The following is a 16,360-nucleotide window of genomic DNA, read 5'->3' on the forward strand; positions in this document are numbered from 1 at the left end:
ACAGCTCACAACGAGCTTCTTCCGACGGCTCCTGTTTTCCTCCAGTACCTCTCCTGCCGAGCCCGCGGCGGGCGTCGGCGGAGGCCGCCCCTTCATCGTCCGACGCCTGGTGCGATACCACGGCGGGCGAGGGATGGCCCGAGCCGCTCCTCCTCGGGCCGGGGGACGCCCGGGACGGGGGCGGTTGGCCGCAGGCGCGCCGATCCGGACTGGTCGGGGCCGGCCGAGCGCCGTGTGCGCCAGGACTCGTGTTCCCGGGTGAGCCGGTCGGGCGGCTGGGCCAGGAGGGCGGGTTCGGCGGTGAGGGTCGCGATGCGCGTCCGGGCGTCGGTGAGCTCCTGGCGGGTGGTGGCGATGTCGCGCTGGAGGTCGGCGAGCCGTCCGTTCGGGTCGGGGGTCCAGGCCTCGGGCCCGAACGGGTCGAGCCGCTCGTCGCGCTGCCGGTGGGCCTCGGCCAGTGTGCGCCGGGCTTGCTCTGCCGCGTGCCGGGCGGTGTCGGCTGTGGCGCGGAGCTGGGCGTGTTCTGGGTGGGCCTGTTCGGCCGCCTGGCGGGCGGAGGCGTCGAGCGATCTCCACAGGTCGGGGCGGTGATCGAACCAGCCGGCGGCCTGCGCGAGGTCGGTCGGGTCGGTGGGCAGGGATGGAACGTGGGGGCGCCAGCGGTCGGCCCAGTCGGTGAGCTGCTCGCCGGCGCGGGCCACCGCGGCCCGCCGGAGCCCGAGCCCGCCTGGGCCGTCGAGCACGGTTCTTGCCGCCGCGCGTGTGGCGGGGCGTTCGTCGTCCCAGCGAGCGAGGAGGGTGTCGCGGACCCGGTCGGCGTGGTTGGCGAGGGCCGCGCCGCTGGCTGCGGCCTGTTGCTTGGCCTGTTCGGCGGTGATCGCCGTCTGCTCACGGGCGGCCTGGAGGTTGGCGAGTGTGCCGGCGTGGGGAGCTTCGAGCGTGACCACCCCGCGCAACGTGTCGCGCTCCGGCTCCCAGTAGGCGAGTTGGCTGAGGCAGCGTTGTTCGGTCGTCCACGCCGCGCGCAGCTCGGCCAGCACCTCCTCCAGCGGGCGGGGTGCGGCGTAGCGGGCGGCCTCGTCGGCGGCGAGCTGGGCGGCGTGGGCGGGCCCGAGGTCGGTGCGGTCGCGGGCGAAGACCGCGAGCCATTGCTCCCGCGCTTCGTCGGCGTCAGCGGCGACGAGGTGGGCGGTGTTCGCCGTTCGGCCGCGGGTCATCCCGACGTAGCAGGAGGAGGCGCCGGTCTGCTCGCCGACCACCACATGCGCGGCGGTGACAGTGTCACCCTGCACGCCGTACGCGGTGGATGCGTAGGCGAGTTCGACGTGCTCGGTGACGTAGTTCGCGGGCAGTATCCGGGTCCCTGGGCCTGCCGGGGTGACACCGGCGGGAACGTCACCGGTGGGGGTGACGAGCAGCCCGCCGCGGCGGCCGACGGCGGTGACGGTCCAGGTGTCGCGGTTGGCGACGTCGAGGTGGCGGTCGTTGCGACGGGTGGCGATCCGGTCCCCGGCGCCGATCCGCTCGCCGGCGCCGGTGACGGCCACCGTTCGGTCATCGACGCGGCCGGCGGCGGCCAGCCGTTCGCGGATGGCGGTGTTGAGTTCGGCGGCCTGGTCGCGGGTGTCCACCACCACGGCCACCCGGCGGCCGTCGGCATATGAGGCGGCGGCGGTAGCGGCCAGCGTGTCCTGCCGCGCGGCGGCGTCGGGGGTCAGCCGGATCTGGCCGCGGGCGAGGAGGGCGTCGAAGACGGCGCCGGGGTCGTCGCCGGTGCGCATGGCCAGGGTCAGTTCGGCGTAGCCGGCGTCGGGTGTTGTGCGGCCCTTCTCGTCGGTTCGGGTGAAGCGGTGCACCCCGTCGAGGGTCAGGTGCGCCGCGGGGTCGGCCTGGCCGATGGCGAGGTCCAGGACGCCGCCGCGGCCGACCGCGGACAGCTGGTGCCGGTCGCCGAGCAGCGCCACCCGGACCTGGTACTCGTCGGCGACAGTCAGTAGGGCGCGAGCGGTGTCCTGGTCGAGCATCCCGGCCTCGTCCACCAGCAGCAGATCCCCGGGCCGTAGCCGCGCGGCCTCGTTCGGCCCGGCGTAGACACCGCCGGTCACCGGGTCGTCCTCGCCGACGGTGAGCCGGGTCCAACGCCCTTCGTGGTTCCAGCGCCAGCCGTGCTGGAAGGCCAGGGACGCCGCGGACCCGGCGGCCGCACCCAACTCGCCGGCGGCCACCTTGGCGGCCTTGCGTGTGGGGGTGACCACCACGAGCCGGCGGCCCCGCGCCTCGAGCAGGTCGCGGGTGGCGGCGAGGGTGGTGGTCTTGCCCGCCCCGGCGGCGCCCTCGACCACCACCAGTGGCCGGTTGCCGGCGAGCGCGGTGACCGCCGCGGCTTGGCCGGCATCCAGCCGGCCGGCGGCGGCCGCGCGCTCGACCGGGAGTGCCGGGCCGGTGTCAGGTACAGCGCGGGCGGCGAGCCGGGTGGTCAGGTCGGCTTCGACGTCGAGGACCGGCTGGGAGGTCCAGGCGCGGACGTGCTCGGGCACCCCGTCGCGGTCCAGCAACGGTAGGCAGCGCTGCAGGGCGCGGGCGGTGAGGTCCTCGGCCAGCTCGATGCGCACCGCGGCGTCGGCGACGACGCCTGCGGCGGCGATCAGCCGCTCGGCCTCACCGCGGACATCCGCGGCGTTCCACGCCGACCGCGCCGCCGCGAGCCGGGTCAGCGCACGCTGCACCAGCGCGTCGCGATCGAGGGCCCCGACCGAGGTGGGAGCCAGGTCGACCGGCCGACCCGGATCGCGGTAGCCGAGGGCGGACAGATCGGCCCGCCAGCGTTCCTCCAGCCCGACCCCAGGCTGGAGGGCGACCTTGTCCGGGCGGCCGTCGGCCCACGCCCGCGCGTCCCAGGCTCGACGCAGCACCGGCCCGGGGGATTCGCCGGGGTGCGCTGCGGTCCATGCCCGTTCGTAGCGGTCCACATTCCGGGCGATCTGCGCGTGCCGGGCACTGAACGGCCCCGTGTACTCGGCGAGCTCCTGTATTTCTCCAGTACCGCCCTTCCGGTAGCCGTGCGCGGCGAGGGCGGCGTTCAATTCCGGGTCGCACGCCATCGCGGCGTGCCCGATCCCGTTGATCGCGCCCAGGAAATCCCGGATCCCCACCGTGTGCAGGCCACGCCATTTGTCCGCGGCGAACACCCGGGAGAGCAGCTGCAGGTGCAGGTGCCAGTGCGGGTCGTTCGCCCGGGAGGTGTAGTGCCGCACCGTCGCCGCCTCCAGCACCTCCACCGGTACCTGCACCTGCCCGCCCCGCGGGCCCACGCGGGTGGTGGCGTGCTCGGAGAGCCAGGTGATGAGTTGTTCGGCGGCGCGGTCCTGCGCGGCCTCGTACGCCTTGGCGATGTCCGGGTGCAGTGCGGCGGCCAGCGACCAGGTCTTCGGGCCGTTGACCACCACTTCGGCGAAGCGAACGGCGTGCTCGTCGCCGCGCAGCTGCCCACGCGGCTCGCCCGTCTCCGGGTCGCGGCCGGCCACCCAGGTCTCGTAGGTGTCGCCGGTCAGCGTCGCCAGCTCGGCCACGCGACCGTCGGTGGCGGTGAAGCGGCGGGCGAGGCCGGTGCCCTCGGTGAGGTAGTAGTCGTCGGCACGGCCGCGGTCGGCCTCCACGTAGTGCCGGGCAGCCGCCGGCGCGCCGGCGTAGATCTTCATTCCGCCGTGCATTTCCAACACCACCCGACAATGACCAACGAGACACCCCTAGAAACGCCACTGGGCCCCGCGAAGCGGGGCCCGACCTACCTCCGAAGGTAGCATTCGTGCCGTTCTTAGGTGAAGGACTTTGGTGTCTTGGCAGGACGTGATTCATTGCGAGAAGGAGTCTGTCGTAACAGTCGCTTACTGGTTCTCGGTGGCAGTCATTGATTGCTTCCGAAATGCCGTCTGGCCGGTTCGTGATGATCATGACGTTGGGTTCGCGGGGGCACCCGTTCGCCGTCACCAGCGGCTGCGTGGGTGACGGATACGTGTGTCGAGCGGCCGGCGGTCGACGCAGCTTCCCGGGCTAGGCGCTGTCCCGGTTGTCCTCCCGTACGGGGCGGCTCACCGGGTGGGTCTTGCGGAACAGGGGCTGAGGGGCACATGCGTCGTCCCGCGATGCTCCCCGTTGAAGGTTCCTCCTGCGGGGCAGCCAGCAAGGTGACTACGGCAGCACATGGAGCTATCCCTTTACGTGCGTGACCCGAACTGGAGCCACGCTGGCAGCTCGGAAAGGACACGCAGTGAACCTGCCGGTGGCCGACGATGGTGCGATGCCTGCGGACGAGCTTCGGGGACGGGCTGTCCGGTCAGGGCGGTCCGAGGGCGTTGGCGTGGACGCTGTGGTAGCGCGGGTCGTGGTGCAGTTTGCCGGTCAGCACTCGCCGTCCGCGGGTCAGCAGCGGGAAGGCCGTGGCGGCCAGCAGCGCTCCCGCGATCGGCCCGAGCAGGTAGACCCATAGTGCGGGGAAGCTGCCGCCGACCAGGTCCGGGCCGAACGTGCGGGCCGGGTTCATGCTCGCCCCGGTCGGTGGGCCGCCCAGCGGGATGAGGACGGCGAGGGCGAGGGTGGCGACGGCCGGCGTCCAGCGGTGGATCCGTTCCGAGGACGTGGACAGCAGGATGGCCAGCACCAGGAGGAACGAGATCGTCACCTCGATGCCCAGTGCCGTATACGGGCCCACTGCGGGCTCGGTGCGTGCGTATCCCGCGGTCTGCGCCCACGAGTCGGCGGTGAGCACGAAGACCAGCGCGCCGAGGGTGGCGCCGGCGAACTGGGCGAGGACGAAGCCGGCCAGGTCGTGGACGTGGGTGACCCCGCGCGCCCAGAACCCGACGGTGACGGCCGGGTTGAGGTGGGCGCCGCTGCGCCGGCCCAGCGGTGAGAGCGCCACCAGCCAGGCCAGCGCCCCGATGCCCAGCCCGATGAGGATGAGCCGCAGCGTCGGCCAGGGGATCGCGGAGTTGAGCGGGGACAGCGGGCTCTCCAGCGCGGCCACCAGCCAGAAGGCGACACCGAGCTGCAGCGCCGTCCCGGCGAACTCGCACCCCCACTCGACCGGGTGCCAGCCACCGACGGCGGCCCGCGCGGCCACCCCCTCGCGGACGACGCCGCGTAGCCGAGCCGTCCGTCCGCCGCTGCTCACCCGGTCCGCCACGCCTGCTCCAGGGCGGTGCGGTTGTCCCGGACGAGCGCGTCCAGGTCGCCGTCGTACAGGGAGTCCGGCACGTTCTGGCTGAAGATCTCCACCACGCACGGTCCGCGGTAGCCGGCGTCGTACACGGCGTGCAGGAGCCGGCCGGTCGGGATCTCGCCGGTTCCCACGCTGCGCCGGTCCATCCCCGAGCGGGGGGTGCGCCAGTCGCTGACCTGCAGCAGGAACACCCGGTCGGGCGCGCTCTGCAGGTCGCTGACCAGGTCGCCGTCCTGCCACAGGTTCCACAGGTCCACGCAGATGCCGAGTTCGTCCCGCCCGACCTCGGAGACGACGTGCAGTGCCTGCCGGAAGGTCCAGATGGAGGTCTCCTGGTTCATCGAGACCGGGCTGAGTGGCTCGAGGGCGATCCGCACCCCGGAGTCGGTGGCCACCGCGGCCAGCCGCCGGTGATCGGCAACGGTCTGGGCGATCGCGTCGGCGATGTTTCCGTTGCCGGGCGGCGGGCCGGTGTTGGTGACGAAGGCCGCACCCGGGGCGTGCGGGGCGAGCTCCCGGATGCTGCGCTCGATGTCGGTCAGCCGGTCCTCCCGGCCCTTCGGCTCGGGCTGCCCGGCGCTGGCGACGACGGTGCGCACCTTCGGCTGCACCGAGCTGACGGTCAGGCCGGAGTCGGCCAGCAGCGCGAGCTGCTCGTCCCGCCGGGCGTCGTCGAGCTTGATCTCGCACAGCTCGATGGCCTGGACGCCGCGGCGGGCGTAGTTCCGCACGTCGTCCTCGAAGGACCAGGGCAGGGTGGTGAACTGGTTGACGCCGTAGGGGAACGGCAGGGTCTGCGGGTCGCTCATGGGTGACGGCCTCCTCGGCGGTGGGAGCGGTCGGGAACGGTCAGGGCGCCAGGTTCGGCACCAGGCTGACGGCGACGGCGAGGATGCCGGTGCCGAACAGGTAGGACAGCAGCTGGTGGGCCAGGGCCGTCCGGCGGATCGCGGTGCTCTGGGTGGACGTGTCGGTGACGCCGGTCGCCATGCCCACGCTGAACGCCAGGTAGGCGAAGTCGCTGTAGGCAGGGGGGTCCTCGGTGTTGAAGTCGATCCCTCCGCCCGCTTCGTAGTACTGGCGCGCGTAGGTGAGGGCGAAGACCGTGTTGATCAGGCCCCAGGACAGCACGATGGTGAGCAGGCCCAAGGCGATGCTGAGCGCACGGGTTCCCATCTGCCCGCTGGTGGACCCCGTCAGCGCCACCGCGACCGCGCCGAGGCTGATCACCGAGGCCACCATGAGAAAGAGGTCGGTGCCTTTGCGAGAGGGGTCCTCGCGGCGGGCCAGCCGGCGGGTCCGCTCCGCGTCGCAGGGCCAGCTGGTGTGCCAGACCCAGACCAGGTAGACGGCGGCGGTCGCGCTCCAGGTCACCAGTGGCCACAGCACCGGCGGGGACCACCGGGCGGCCAGCACGCCGACTCCGACGCCGACGGCCACGGAGACCAGGACCTGCTTCCAGGAGTCCACCTCCTGGCGTTCCCGCACGCCGCCAGCTCCGGTCACCGGGTCTCGGCGTGGAAGCCGGCGACCACCTCGTTGAACCGGTCCGGCTCGTCGAGCATCAGCGCGTGGCTGCTCTGCTCGAAGAACTCCGTCCGTGCGCCGGGCACGTGCTCCCCGACCCAGGCCGGGCCGCGCCAGTCGAACACCCGGTCCTGGCGGGCGACGCACACCAGCGTGGGCAGGTCCAGGGTGGGCAGCAGGTCGCGCCAGTCGTGGCGGGTGTGGTCGGCCATCACCGCGTTGCGCACCCGCGGCGGGCACTTGGCCATCTCGGCCAGGAACAGCTCCCGCTCGGCGTCGGTCGGCTCGCCGAGCATGATGGTCTGCAGCTGCTGGCGGTCCTGGCCGGCCGGGTCGGCGGCGACCTGGGCCTGCATCGCGGCGAGCGCGGCATCGTCGAAGGACTGGGCGTGGTGCCACGGCCAGTCCACGCCGATGTACTGCCGCGGGGTCTGCTCGACGAACACTGCCTGCGCCAAGCGGTGGGTGCCGAACAGCTCGTAGTAGCTCCAGATCACCGGGCAGCCCAGCGACCAGCCGAGCACGGTGGCCTCGCGCAGGTCGAGGGACTCCAGGACGTCGAACAGGTCGCGCGCCAGCCGGGCCACCCGGTATCCGTGCTCGGGCTTGGCCGAGTCACCGTGTCCGCGCAGGTCGACCGTGATGACTCGGGCGTCAGCAGCCAGCGCGTCGACGTTGCGGTTGAAGAACCGGCCGCTGAACGTCCAGCCGTGCAGCAACACCAGCGGCCGGCCGCTGCCCCGTTCCTCGTAGTGCAGCTGCACTCCGTCGTTCGTGGTCACGGTGGGCATCAGATTTCCTTTCCGTCGCGGTGTGCAGGGCCTAGACGGATCATCCAGGCCCCACGCTGGCCGCCGTCCGCCATCAGGGCGTGGGCACGCCGCCCGTGGCGGCCAGCGTCTCGCCGCTGACGTAGCTGGACTCCGGGCTGGCCAGGAACACGAACACCGGTGCCATCTCCGCCGGCTGGGCCGGCCGGCCCATCGGCGACTCGCTGGCGCCGAAGCTTTTGAGCGCCTCCGGCGGCTGGCCGCCGGATACCTCCAGCGGGGTCCACACCGGGCCGGGCGCGACGGCGTTGACCCGGATTCCCTTCTTGACGACCTGCTGGGCGAGGGCCTTGGTGAACCCGTTGATCGCCCACTTGGTGGAGGCGTAGTCCAGCAAGATGGGCATCGGCTGATAGGCCTCCAGCGAGGCGGTGTTGATGATCGTGCTACCGGGAGGCATGTGTGGGATTGCCGCCTTGCACAGCCAGAACAGTGCGTAGACGTTGGTCTTGTAGGTCTCGTCGAATTGCTCGGTGGTCAGGTCGGCGATGTCTTCGACATACTGCTGCTTGCCGGCGATGTTGGCCAGGATGTCGACCCCGCCGAGCTGGTCGACGGCGGTCTGTACGACCTGCTGGCAGAACGACTCGTCGGTCAGGTTCCCGGCGAGGTTGACCGCGGTGCGCCCGGCGTCCTTGATCAGCGCGACGACTTCCTGCGCGTCGGCCTGCTCCTCGGGCAGGTGGACGATGAGCACGTCGGCGCCCTCGCGGGCGAACGCGATCGCGGTGGCCCGGCCGATGCCGCTGTCGCCGCCGGTGACGATCGCCTTGCGCCCGGCCAGCCGTCCGGAGCCGCGGTAGGTCTCCTCGCCGGCGTCGGGCTTGGTCGGCATCTGCTGCTCCAGGCCCGGGCCCTCCTGGGTCTGGGCCCAGTCCTCGCTGGGGCCGGGGTACTGCTTGGTCGGGTCCTGCATCGTGTACTGGTCGGGCATGGGAACTCCTCCGGTGGTGGGTGGTCGGGCTGGTCAGGTGGCGGCGGTCTCCAGCCCCTCGCCGAGGGTGACGATGACCGCCGGGCCGTAGCCGGCCTCGGTTAGGGGATGGCGGACGTCGCGGTCGAGGTTGGGCAGGTAGCCGAAGAGGACGTCGGCCGGGCCGGTGACCTCGACCGTCCCGAGACAGGCCGGCAGCAGCAGCGAGTCGGCGCGGCCGAGCTCCTCGGACCAGGCCCCCGCGGTCACCGTCACCGGTGCGCCGACATTGCTGAGGATCTGCGCGGTCTCGAACCGGCGCCGGATCGGTGCCGCCGTCCCGGCCCGCCACCGCTCCAGGGCGAAGTACGGGCCGGTGCAGAGAAAGGTCTGCTCCACGCCGTCGTCGACCCGCACCGACACCCCGGGCCCGAAGTCCGGCTTCGGATCAAATTTGATCTCCTGAAGCAGCATGTCGAGGTTGCCGGTGAACTCCTCGTCGTCGACCGGGGAGCCGTCCTCCATGTGCCAGCGCATGGCGTGCTGCTGGATGTCCGAGGTCTGCTCGATCTCGTAGACCAGGGTGTCGGGGCCGAAGCTGTGCAGCGTGCCGCCGGGGACGTAGATGGTCTCCCCGGCGCGCACCGGCAGCCGGCGCATCACCGCGTCGAATTTCTGGGCTTCGAGCGCCGTGCGCAGTTGCTCGGCGCTGACGCCGTCCCGGATGCCGCACAGGGCGGTGGCGCCGGGAGCGGCGGCCAGGATGTGCCAGGCCTCGGTCTTGCCGTTGGCCTGGCCCTCGAGTCGCTGAGCGGTCTCGTCGTCGGCGTGCAAGTGCACCGGCAGGGTGCCGGTCGCGTCGATGAACTTGGCGAGGACGGGGAAGTACTCCCCCGACCAGCCGCGGCCCATCAGCTCCTCGGGGTGCTGCTGCACCAGCTCGCGCAGCGACGTGCCGGCCAGCGGGCCGTTGGTTACCTCGCCGCCCATGCCGTCGACGTCGCTGCACTCCCAGGTCTCACCGATCCCCCAGTCGGGGATACCGGTCTTGCCCAGGTTGCGGGCGATCGCGTGGCCGCCGAACACCAGCGGCTTCGCGGGTGCGGTCAGGCGCAGTGGGTACAGCTGCACCGCCGTCACAGGATCGGGTGGCCGCCGGTGACCGGGATGCGGGCACCGGAGATGTAGCTGGCCTCGTCGGAGGCGAGCATGACGAACGGGGGTACGACCTCGACCGGCTGCCCGGGCCGTTTGAGCGGCACCTCCTGGCCGAAGCTCTCCACCATCTCCGGCGTCATGGTCGCCGGGATCAGCGGCGTCCAGATCGGGCCGGGCGCGATGCTGTTGGCCCGGATGCCCTGGCCGGCCAGCATCTGCGCGAGCGCACCGCACATGTTGGCGATGCCGGCCTTCGTCGCGTCGTAGGGCAGCAGGTTCGGCGGCGCGGCGTCGGAGTTCACCGACGTGGTGCCGATGATCGAACCACCCGACGGTATGTGTGGCACGGCGGCCTTCGTCAGGTGGAAGAACGCCGACAGGTTCGTCGCGATCGTCCGGTCCCACTCCTCGTCCGGGATGTCGGTGATCGTGTCCCGGCTCATCTGGAATGCGGCGTTGCTCACCAGAACATCGATGCGACCGAATTCCTCGACCGCCTTGGCGATCACCTGACGGCAGTGCTTCGGGTCCTGCAGGTCACCGGGCACGAGCACCGCCTGCTGCCCGGCCTCCTCAACCCACTTCTGGGTGTCCTGCGCGTCCTCGTGCTCGTCCAGGTAGGCGATGAGCACGTCGGCGCCCTCACGGGCGTAGGCGATGGCGACAGCCTTGCCGATGCCACTGTCGGCCCCGGTGATGACCGTCTTCTTGCCGGTCAGGCGGCCGCAGCCGCGGTAACTCTGCTCGCCGTGGTCGGGCTTGGGGTCCATCTGCCCGGTGGTGCCGGGCGGGGTTTGCTGCTGCTGGGGCTGGCTCATGCGATCCTCCAGGATCTGGACGGATGGAAATGCGCTGGATCCGCGGCATTGCAGGGTCCTGCCGGCCGGGGACGGGGGTGTCCCGCGGTCGGCCGCCGGAGGGACGCTCCGGTGCTGGGAGCTCGGGAGGGCCGGCTGGACGCTGCCGTGCCCGTTGACGGGCCGCGCTGAACCTGCTTCCGCCGATTTCGACGGAACTTCGGCGTGTCGTAGCCGGACGGGCGTGTCGTTGCCAGGGCGGGTGTGTCGTTGCCGGGGCGGGTGTGTCGCGGTGGGTGCAGGAGCAGAGTGGCGAGGGATGGCGAGGACCGAGCCGGTGGGCGGAGTGGGCGGGATGCTGCCGCCCACTCCGGCCGCCCTACCCGGCGCTGCCACGGCGACGTCGCCCGAGCGCCGGAGCGCGCGCGACCACGTCATCGGTGCGCTGTGGCGCAGGGGGCCGTCCTCGCGCGCCGAGCTGGCGCGGAGCACGTCCCTGGCCCCGTCGACGGTGTCGGCCCTGGTCGCGGAGCTGCTGTCCAACGGGCTGGCCGTGGAGGTCGAGGGGGCTGCGGCCCCGGTCGGGCCGAGCGGAGGGCGCCCGGCCACGCTGGTGAGCCTGTCGCGCGCGGCCGGGGTCGTGCTCGGCGTCGACGTCGGCCAGCGCCACGCCCGCGTGCTCCTCGTCGACGCGGCGCACACCGTGGTGGCCGAGCACGAGGCCGTCTTGCCCGCGGGCCTGGCGCCGGGGGACGTCCTCGGCTGCACTGCGGTCGTCGTGCGGGAGGTGCTGAGCAAGGCCGGGATCGGCGTGGACGCGCTGGCCGCGGTGGGCGTAGGTCTGCCCTGGCTGGTCCGGCGCCCGGCTCCCGGGGGCCGGGGGCGACCGGCCTGGCTGACCATCCCGGTGGCCGGCCGCGTCGCGGTCGCCGACGCGCTGGGCCTGCCCTCCGGAGTCCGGGTGCACCTGGACAACGACGCCAACCTCGGTGCGCTCGGCGAGTGGGTGTGGGGCGCCGCCCGCGGCCGGGCCGACGTCGTCCACGTCCTGGTGTCGACCGGCATCGGTGCCGGCCTCGTCCTCGGCGGGCGGCTGCACGGCGGCACCGGTGGCACGGCCGGGGAGATCGGCCACCTGGTGGTGGAGCCGGACGGCCCGCGGTGCGCGTGCGGCAAGCGCGGCTGTCTCGAGGCGGTCGCCGGCGGTCCGGCGCTGCTGGCCGCGCTCCCGGACGCGCCGTCGGACGCCACGCTGGCCACGGTCGTCGCGGCCGCGCGGGACGGCGACGGCGCCGCCCGGCGGGCGCTCACCCGGGCCGGCACCGGCATCGGGCGTGCCCTCGCCACCGTCTGCGACCTGCTCGACCCGCAGCTGGCTGTCATCGGCGGTGAGCTCGCCGACGCCGGATCGCTCCTGCTGGACCCGCTGCGCCGCGCCCTCGACGAGGAGGCGATGAGCTCCGCGGCGGCCGACGTCGAGGTCGTCGCGGCCGAGCTCGGCGTCCGCGCCCCGGTGATGGGCGCCGTCGCCGCGGTGATGCTGGACGCCTGACCGTGTCGCAGGGATGCGACGACCCGCGGCGGTGGTTCCCTCAGGTGGGCTGGCGTAGAACCACAGCCTGCCACCACACCCGGCGATCCCCAGGGCAACCGACCGGGACTGCGTCGTCCGGCCGAGCCGACGACGCCCGCGCGCCGACACGCACGCTCCACCCGCTCGGGCCGACGGTCAGTGGGCTGCTTCAAACGCGGACACTCCAACCCTCGCCTACCACCACGTTCAGCGTGGCCATCGTCCCGCAGCAGTACGGCTACCGACGCACCGAAGGCTGCCGGGGGAGACGCCGTCCGTCGTCCGTCGTCCCGCAGCGGATCGTCAGCCGGACGATCTCCTCGGGAGGGCAGCCTCGGTGGCGAGTTTGTAGCCGACCTGCATCATCATCGTCGTCTTCACTGTTGAGGCCGATCGATCTACGCCCCCGTGCCGGGATGATCAGCCGGGGATTCGGCGCGCCGAACCGTCCGGGCCGGTGAGGCCGGCGACGACGCGGCGCAGCAGCTCGCCGGCCCGGCCGCCGGGTTCGCCGAGCGCGTCGGCGGCCGCGGCCACGTCGTCGGCGAGCCCGGGAGGCAGGCCGCGCCGGCCCGGAGCGTGCAGCAGGGCGGCCGCGCCGAGGACGTCGATGTCGGTGAGGTCGCGGTCCAGGCAGGCCAGCCGGTCGGCGCGCAGCCGGCCGCGGACGGTGCGCGCGGCGACCGCCCAAGCCGTGCTGCGGGCGGTGGCCAGGTCGCCGAGGCCGGCGACCGCCTGCCGGGCATGCTCGCGGGCGTGGTCGGGGTCGGCGGCGCGCAGCGCGGCGGCGACGTCGGCGAGGACGGCGCGGGCGGGGCCGCGGACCAGCCGCACCGGGTCCGGAGTGAACAGCACCTGGCTCGCCAGCAGGCCGAGCGCGCCACCGACCGCGGCGTCGAGGAACCGGACGAACGGCGTCTCGACCGGCGGAAGGGTGAGCACGAACAGCGCCGAAGCGCCGGCCTGGATGAGCGCGAGGGTGCGGGTGTCCAGGAGTGAGGCGGCCAGCAGAGCGGCGGTGACGGCGACCAGCGTGGTCAGCGTCCCGGGTTCTGCCTGCACGACGCGAACCACCTGGCCGACGAGCACGCCGACCAGGACCCCCGCGAGCAGGTCGACCGCCTGCCGAGCGCGTCCGCCGGTGCCGGCGGCGAGGCAGACGACGGCGGAGGTGGCGGCGAAGACCGGCTGGGCATGACCGAGCAAGGCCTCCGCGACCCACCAGGCGACGGCACTGGCCAGCCCACACTGCAGCACCGTGGGCAGCGCGCCGGCTACCCGCTGCGCCACGGTGCAGGGGCGTCCGGCGCGGACGGTGTCGCGGAGCAGCGGCGGCGTTCTCACGGCAGCCCGCCAGCCTGGCGAGCGACGATTGGTCATGACCGCGGTCGGTACCCGCGGCCGGCAGAAACCACTTGGCACAAGATCACCCATAGCGTGGCCGCCAGCACCGCCGTACTACTCACCAGAGCCCCTCGACATTCGAGGCGCCAGCATGGCAGGCCGTTCCCCAAGACCGGTCAGCGCAGGGTCGGCTCACCGTCCCGGAAGTGCAACGGCAAGACGTCGACAATCAGCCCACTGTGCACCCCGCTTCCCCATAACCAGCTCTCCTCTGACTGCGCAGCGCCGGGGGAAGGGTGGGCCGGAGGCCCATCCCGCAGGGACGCGCAGCGCCCTTCCGGCGGCCGGTGCAGTCGGAGAGGCTCCCGCGGGGATGGGGGACGGGTGTCGTCACTGCGAACGCGAACGCGAACGCGGTCGGGTTCGGGAGCCGGGGGTGTGACCGATGTTGGTCACGGCTCGGTCATGCCGCCAAACGAGCTTTTCACCTGCGCGGTCAGACCCTCGGCGTGACCTATCCATGACCTACGGGGCGGAAAACCAAGGGTCATAGGGGGCTGCTACGGGTCATCGAGACGGTCTTCAGTAATCCATTGGAAGACTGAATAGGCGGCCTGACCTGCAGCTTTACGTGGAGCGGGTGACGAGAATCGAACTCGCACTGTCAGCTTGGGAAGCTGATGTTCTACCATTGAACTACACCCGCGTTGCCGCTCTGACCTGCGCTTTCGCGCTCAGGTCGCGTCCTGGGGACGGTGGAGCGGTCGGGGTGACAGTACACGGCCCGTCGTCCGCGGCGAGCGCCCGGGTCGCTCGTGCCCAGCCCTCCGCCAGCGCGACCCGAGCCGCGGTGCGCTCCGGCCAGCCGGGCTGCTGCACGCGGAACGGCCCGGTGGCCAGCCCGAGGAGGACCGCGGCCACACGCGGGCGCAGCTGCCCGGCCGGCCAGCGGTCGAGGACGTGCCGTTCGACGAGAGCCCGCCAGGTGGTGACCGGGCCGGCGGCGGGTGCGAGGGACTCCAGCAGGTCCAGGTGCGCCAGCACCGTCGCCCAGTCGTCGATGCGGTGCCCCCCGCCTGCGGTGTCGACGTCGAGCAGCCCGACCACCGCGCCGCCGTCCACCAGCAGCTGGGACTCGTAGAGGTCCCCGTGGACCGGCACCACCGGGTGCTCGCCGGGGTCCGCCGCCGCGAGCACGGCGGTGAGGGCGTCGAGGCGCGGGCCGAGCGCGGGGAGCACCGCGCGCAGCACCGCGGCGTGCTGCCCCGCGCGCGCCAGCGCGTCGCCGGGCGCGCGCCGGCCCCGCCGGGGGAGCCGGCAGGTGGCCTGGGGCAGCGCGTCGAGGAGCCCGTCCAGCGCCGCGGGGTCCGGCAGGCGGCCGTGGGCGCGGCCGAGGAGGAGCTCCCGCGCCGGCGTCCCGGGCAGGGCGGGGAGGACGACGGCGCCGTCGTCGGTGGCCGCGAGGACGGGCGGGACCGGGACCGCCCCGGCGAGGACCGCGTGCGCCGCGACCAGCCGGTCGACGCCGCCCGGCGGGACGACCTTGACGAAGAACGGGCCCGCCGTCGTGACCGCCTCCACCACGGCTCGCCGTCCCGGCCGGTACGAGCGGAGCCGGACCGCCCGCACCTCGGCGGTGATCCCCAGGGCCGTCAGGTGCTCCCGCGCCCCGCTCCGCCGGGCCGCCCAGGCCAGCGCGGGCAGCCCGGGGTCGTCCGGGCAGCGCCAGACGGCGACGGGCACCGACGAACCGCCGGGCCCCGCGGCCTCGCGCACGGTGGCGCCGGCGGGGATCCGGCTGCCCGTGGCCGCGACCAGGACCTCCGCCGTCGTGCGGCCGTACGACCAGGCGACGTCGGCCGCGTACCGGACGGTGGCGCCGCCGTCGGGCTGCAGCGCCGCCCCGCCCGGCCGGAGCCGCAGCAGCCGGCCGCCGCGGGTGGTGAGGAAGCCCGTCCAGAGCTGCTCCGCGGCGGGCCCGAGGAGCAGGTCGAGGACGGCGGCCGGCACCCGACCATGGTGGCCGGTGCGCGAGGTCAGCGGCGCATCTCGGCCAGGAAGCCGATCGCCTCCGAGCGCAGCCGCTCGGCCATCTGGGACAGCCCTGTGACGTCCGAGCCGTCGGCGCCGAGGGACGCCGAGCCGTCGACCGCCGCGGCGATCCCGTCGACCAGGCCGTTCATGTCGGTGACCGTGGAGCCCACGCCGGCCATGACCGCGGCGACGTCCTCGCACGCCTGGCGGATCTGCTCCACCTGCGCGGTGACCCGCTCGGTGGCGCGGCCGGTCTGGTCGGCGAGGTCCTTGACCTCGGAGGCGACGACGGCGAAGCCCTTGCCCGCCTCGCCCGCGCGCGCTGCTTCGATCGTGGCGTTGAGGGCCAGGAGGCGGGTCTGGGCGGCGACCGAGTCGATCAGGGCGATGATCTCCTTGATCTCGGCCGACGAGCGGGTCAGCGAGGAGATGGTGTCCCGCGCGGTGCCCACCTCGGTGCTGGCCGCGGACGCCGCCTGGGTCAGGCCGGAGGCCGACGCGCTCATCTCGGTGGACGCCGTCGCCACCTGCTCGGACATGGCCAGCACGACCGACTCGAACTCGTCGGCCAGCCGCAGCCGCGAGCTCTGCGCCTCGGTGACGCGACCCGCGGTCTCCTGCATGGCCCCGCGGGCCGCGTTGATGTCGGTGGCGCCCTTGCGGAAGGCCCCGCGCAGCCCGGTGAGCAGCAGCCGCCGGTGGAAGCGGCCCTCGGCGGCGGTGGTCAGCGCGGCCGAGGACTCCCGCACGTAGGCGTCGGAGACGTCCAGGACGCGGTTGACGCCGTGGTGCAGGGCGACGAGCTCCGGGATGCCGGCGGCACCCTCCGGCGCGGCGCTGCGCGCCTCGAGGTCACCCGCGGCGGCCGCCTCGCAGGTGCGGGTCAGCTGCCGGACGAACGCCCGGTAGACCGCCAGCTCCTCGGCGTCGGAGCGCGCTCCGCCCGTGCCCCTGCGGATGCCCACC

At 73.4% G+C, this 16,360-nt stretch carries 12 protein-coding genes and 1 tRNA gene; 1 reads left to right on the forward strand and 12 read right to left on the reverse strand.

What is annotated here, in order from left to right; translation table 11 throughout:
• Window positions 1-92: 92 nt before the first annotated feature.
• The 8 genes from mobF to DQ241_RS02255 all read right to left on the reverse strand — a co-directional run bounded on the left by mobF (window position 93) and on the right by DQ241_RS02255 (window position 10,464).
• The gene (gene mobF, locus DQ241_RS02220) at window positions 93-3,698 is read right to left on the reverse strand and encodes a MobF family relaxase (RefSeq protein WP_113828505.1); all 3,606 of its coding nucleotides are present in this window, start codon (window positions 3,696-3,698) and stop codon (window positions 93-95) included.
• Window positions 3,699-4,333: 635 nt separating this feature from the next.
• Window positions 4,334-5,182: an MIP/aquaporin family protein gene (locus DQ241_RS02225; RefSeq protein ID WP_113828506.1), complete on the reverse strand. Its 849-nt coding sequence runs from the start codon at window positions 5,180-5,182 to the stop codon at window positions 4,334-4,336.
• The gene (locus DQ241_RS02230) at window positions 5,167-6,027 is read right to left on the reverse strand and encodes a sugar phosphate isomerase/epimerase (RefSeq protein ID WP_113828507.1); all 861 of its coding nucleotides are present in this window, start codon (window positions 6,025-6,027) and stop codon (window positions 5,167-5,169) included. The genes DQ241_RS02225 and DQ241_RS02230 overlap by 16 nt, the downstream gene beginning before the upstream one ends.
• Before the next feature lie 40 nt (window positions 6,028-6,067).
• Entirely contained in the window at window positions 6,068-6,706 is a 639-nt protein-coding gene (locus tag DQ241_RS02235) for a DUF1345 domain-containing protein (protein ID WP_199583988.1), read from the reverse strand.
• Window positions 6,707-6,720: 14 nt separating this feature from the next.
• Entirely contained in the window at window positions 6,721-7,536 is an 816-nt protein-coding gene (locus DQ241_RS02240) for an alpha/beta fold hydrolase (protein ID WP_113828508.1), read from the reverse strand.
• Window positions 7,537-7,609: 73 nt separating this feature from the next.
• Window positions 7,610-8,509 (reverse strand): SDR family oxidoreductase, encoded by a 900-nt coding sequence (locus DQ241_RS02245; protein ID WP_113828509.1) that lies wholly within the window; start codon window positions 8,507-8,509, stop codon window positions 7,610-7,612.
• Window positions 8,510-8,542: 33 nt separating this feature from the next.
• On the reverse strand, window positions 8,543-9,619 hold the full coding sequence (locus DQ241_RS02250; RefSeq protein WP_113828918.1) for a class I mannose-6-phosphate isomerase: 1,077 nt from the start codon (window positions 9,617-9,619) through the stop codon (window positions 8,543-8,545).
• A 5-nt stretch (window positions 9,620-9,624) separates the two neighbouring features.
• Entirely contained in the window at window positions 9,625-10,464 is an 840-nt protein-coding gene (locus DQ241_RS02255; protein ID WP_113828510.1) for an SDR family oxidoreductase, read from the reverse strand.
• Window positions 10,465-10,762: 298 nt separating this feature from the next.
• Between DQ241_RS02255 and DQ241_RS02260 the strand changes: the two genes are divergently transcribed.
• Window positions 10,763-11,995, forward strand: coding sequence for an ROK family transcriptional regulator (locus DQ241_RS02260; protein WP_158545857.1), 1,233 nt, complete (start codon window positions 10,763-10,765; stop codon window positions 11,993-11,995).
• A gap of 441 nt (window positions 11,996-12,436) precedes the next feature.
• Here the strand turns inward: DQ241_RS02260 and DQ241_RS02265 are convergent, their stop codons facing one another.
• The 4 genes from DQ241_RS02265 to DQ241_RS21010 form a co-directional block, all read right to left on the reverse strand.
• A complete protein-coding gene (locus DQ241_RS02265; RefSeq protein ID WP_158545858.1) occupies window positions 12,437-13,360 on the reverse strand; it encodes an FUSC family protein in 924 nt (307 codons plus the stop codon).
• A gap of 632 nt (window positions 13,361-13,992) precedes the next feature.
• A tRNA-Gly gene (locus DQ241_RS02270) sits at window positions 13,993-14,066 on the reverse strand.
• Window positions 14,057-15,370 carry an aminoglycoside phosphotransferase family protein gene (locus tag DQ241_RS02275; RefSeq protein WP_113828513.1) on the reverse strand — a complete coding sequence of 438 codons (1,314 nt, stop codon included), beginning with the start codon at window positions 15,368-15,370 and terminating at the stop codon, window positions 14,057-14,059. Before DQ241_RS02275 ends, DQ241_RS02270 begins: the two co-directional genes overlap by 10 nt.
• Before the next feature lie 26 nt (window positions 15,371-15,396).
• Window positions 15,397-16,359, reverse strand: coding sequence for a methyl-accepting chemotaxis protein (locus DQ241_RS21010; RefSeq protein WP_233492162.1), 963 nt, complete (start codon window positions 16,357-16,359; stop codon window positions 15,397-15,399).
• Window position 16,360: the final 1 nt, after the last annotated feature.

It is taken from the genome of Blastococcus sp. TF02A-30 (assembly GCF_003319185.1).
GTDB lineage: Bacteria > Actinomycetota > Actinomycetes > Mycobacteriales > Geodermatophilaceae > Blastococcus.

Coding starts and splice junctions, on each gene's coding strand:
- mobF (WP_113828505.1), bottom strand. CDS start 3,698: ATGAAGATCTACGCCGGCGCGCCGGCGGCTGCCCGGCACTACGTGGAG.
- DQ241_RS02230 (WP_113828507.1), bottom strand. CDS start 6,027: ATGAGCGACCCGCAGACCCTGCCGTTCCCCTACGGCGTCAACCAGTTC.
- DQ241_RS02240 (WP_113828508.1), bottom strand. CDS start 7,536: ATGCCCACCGTGACCACGAACGACGGAGTGCAGCTGCACTACGAGGAA.
- DQ241_RS02245 (WP_113828509.1), bottom strand. CDS start 8,509: ATGCCCGACCAGTACACGATGCAGGACCCGACCAAGCAGTACCCCGGC.
- DQ241_RS02255 (WP_113828510.1), bottom strand. CDS start 10,464: ATGAGCCAGCCCCAGCAGCAGCAAACCCCGCCCGGCACCACCGGGCAG.
- DQ241_RS02260 (WP_158545857.1), top strand. CDS start 10,763: ATGGCGAGGACCGAGCCGGTGGGCGGAGTGGGCGGGATGCTGCCGCCC.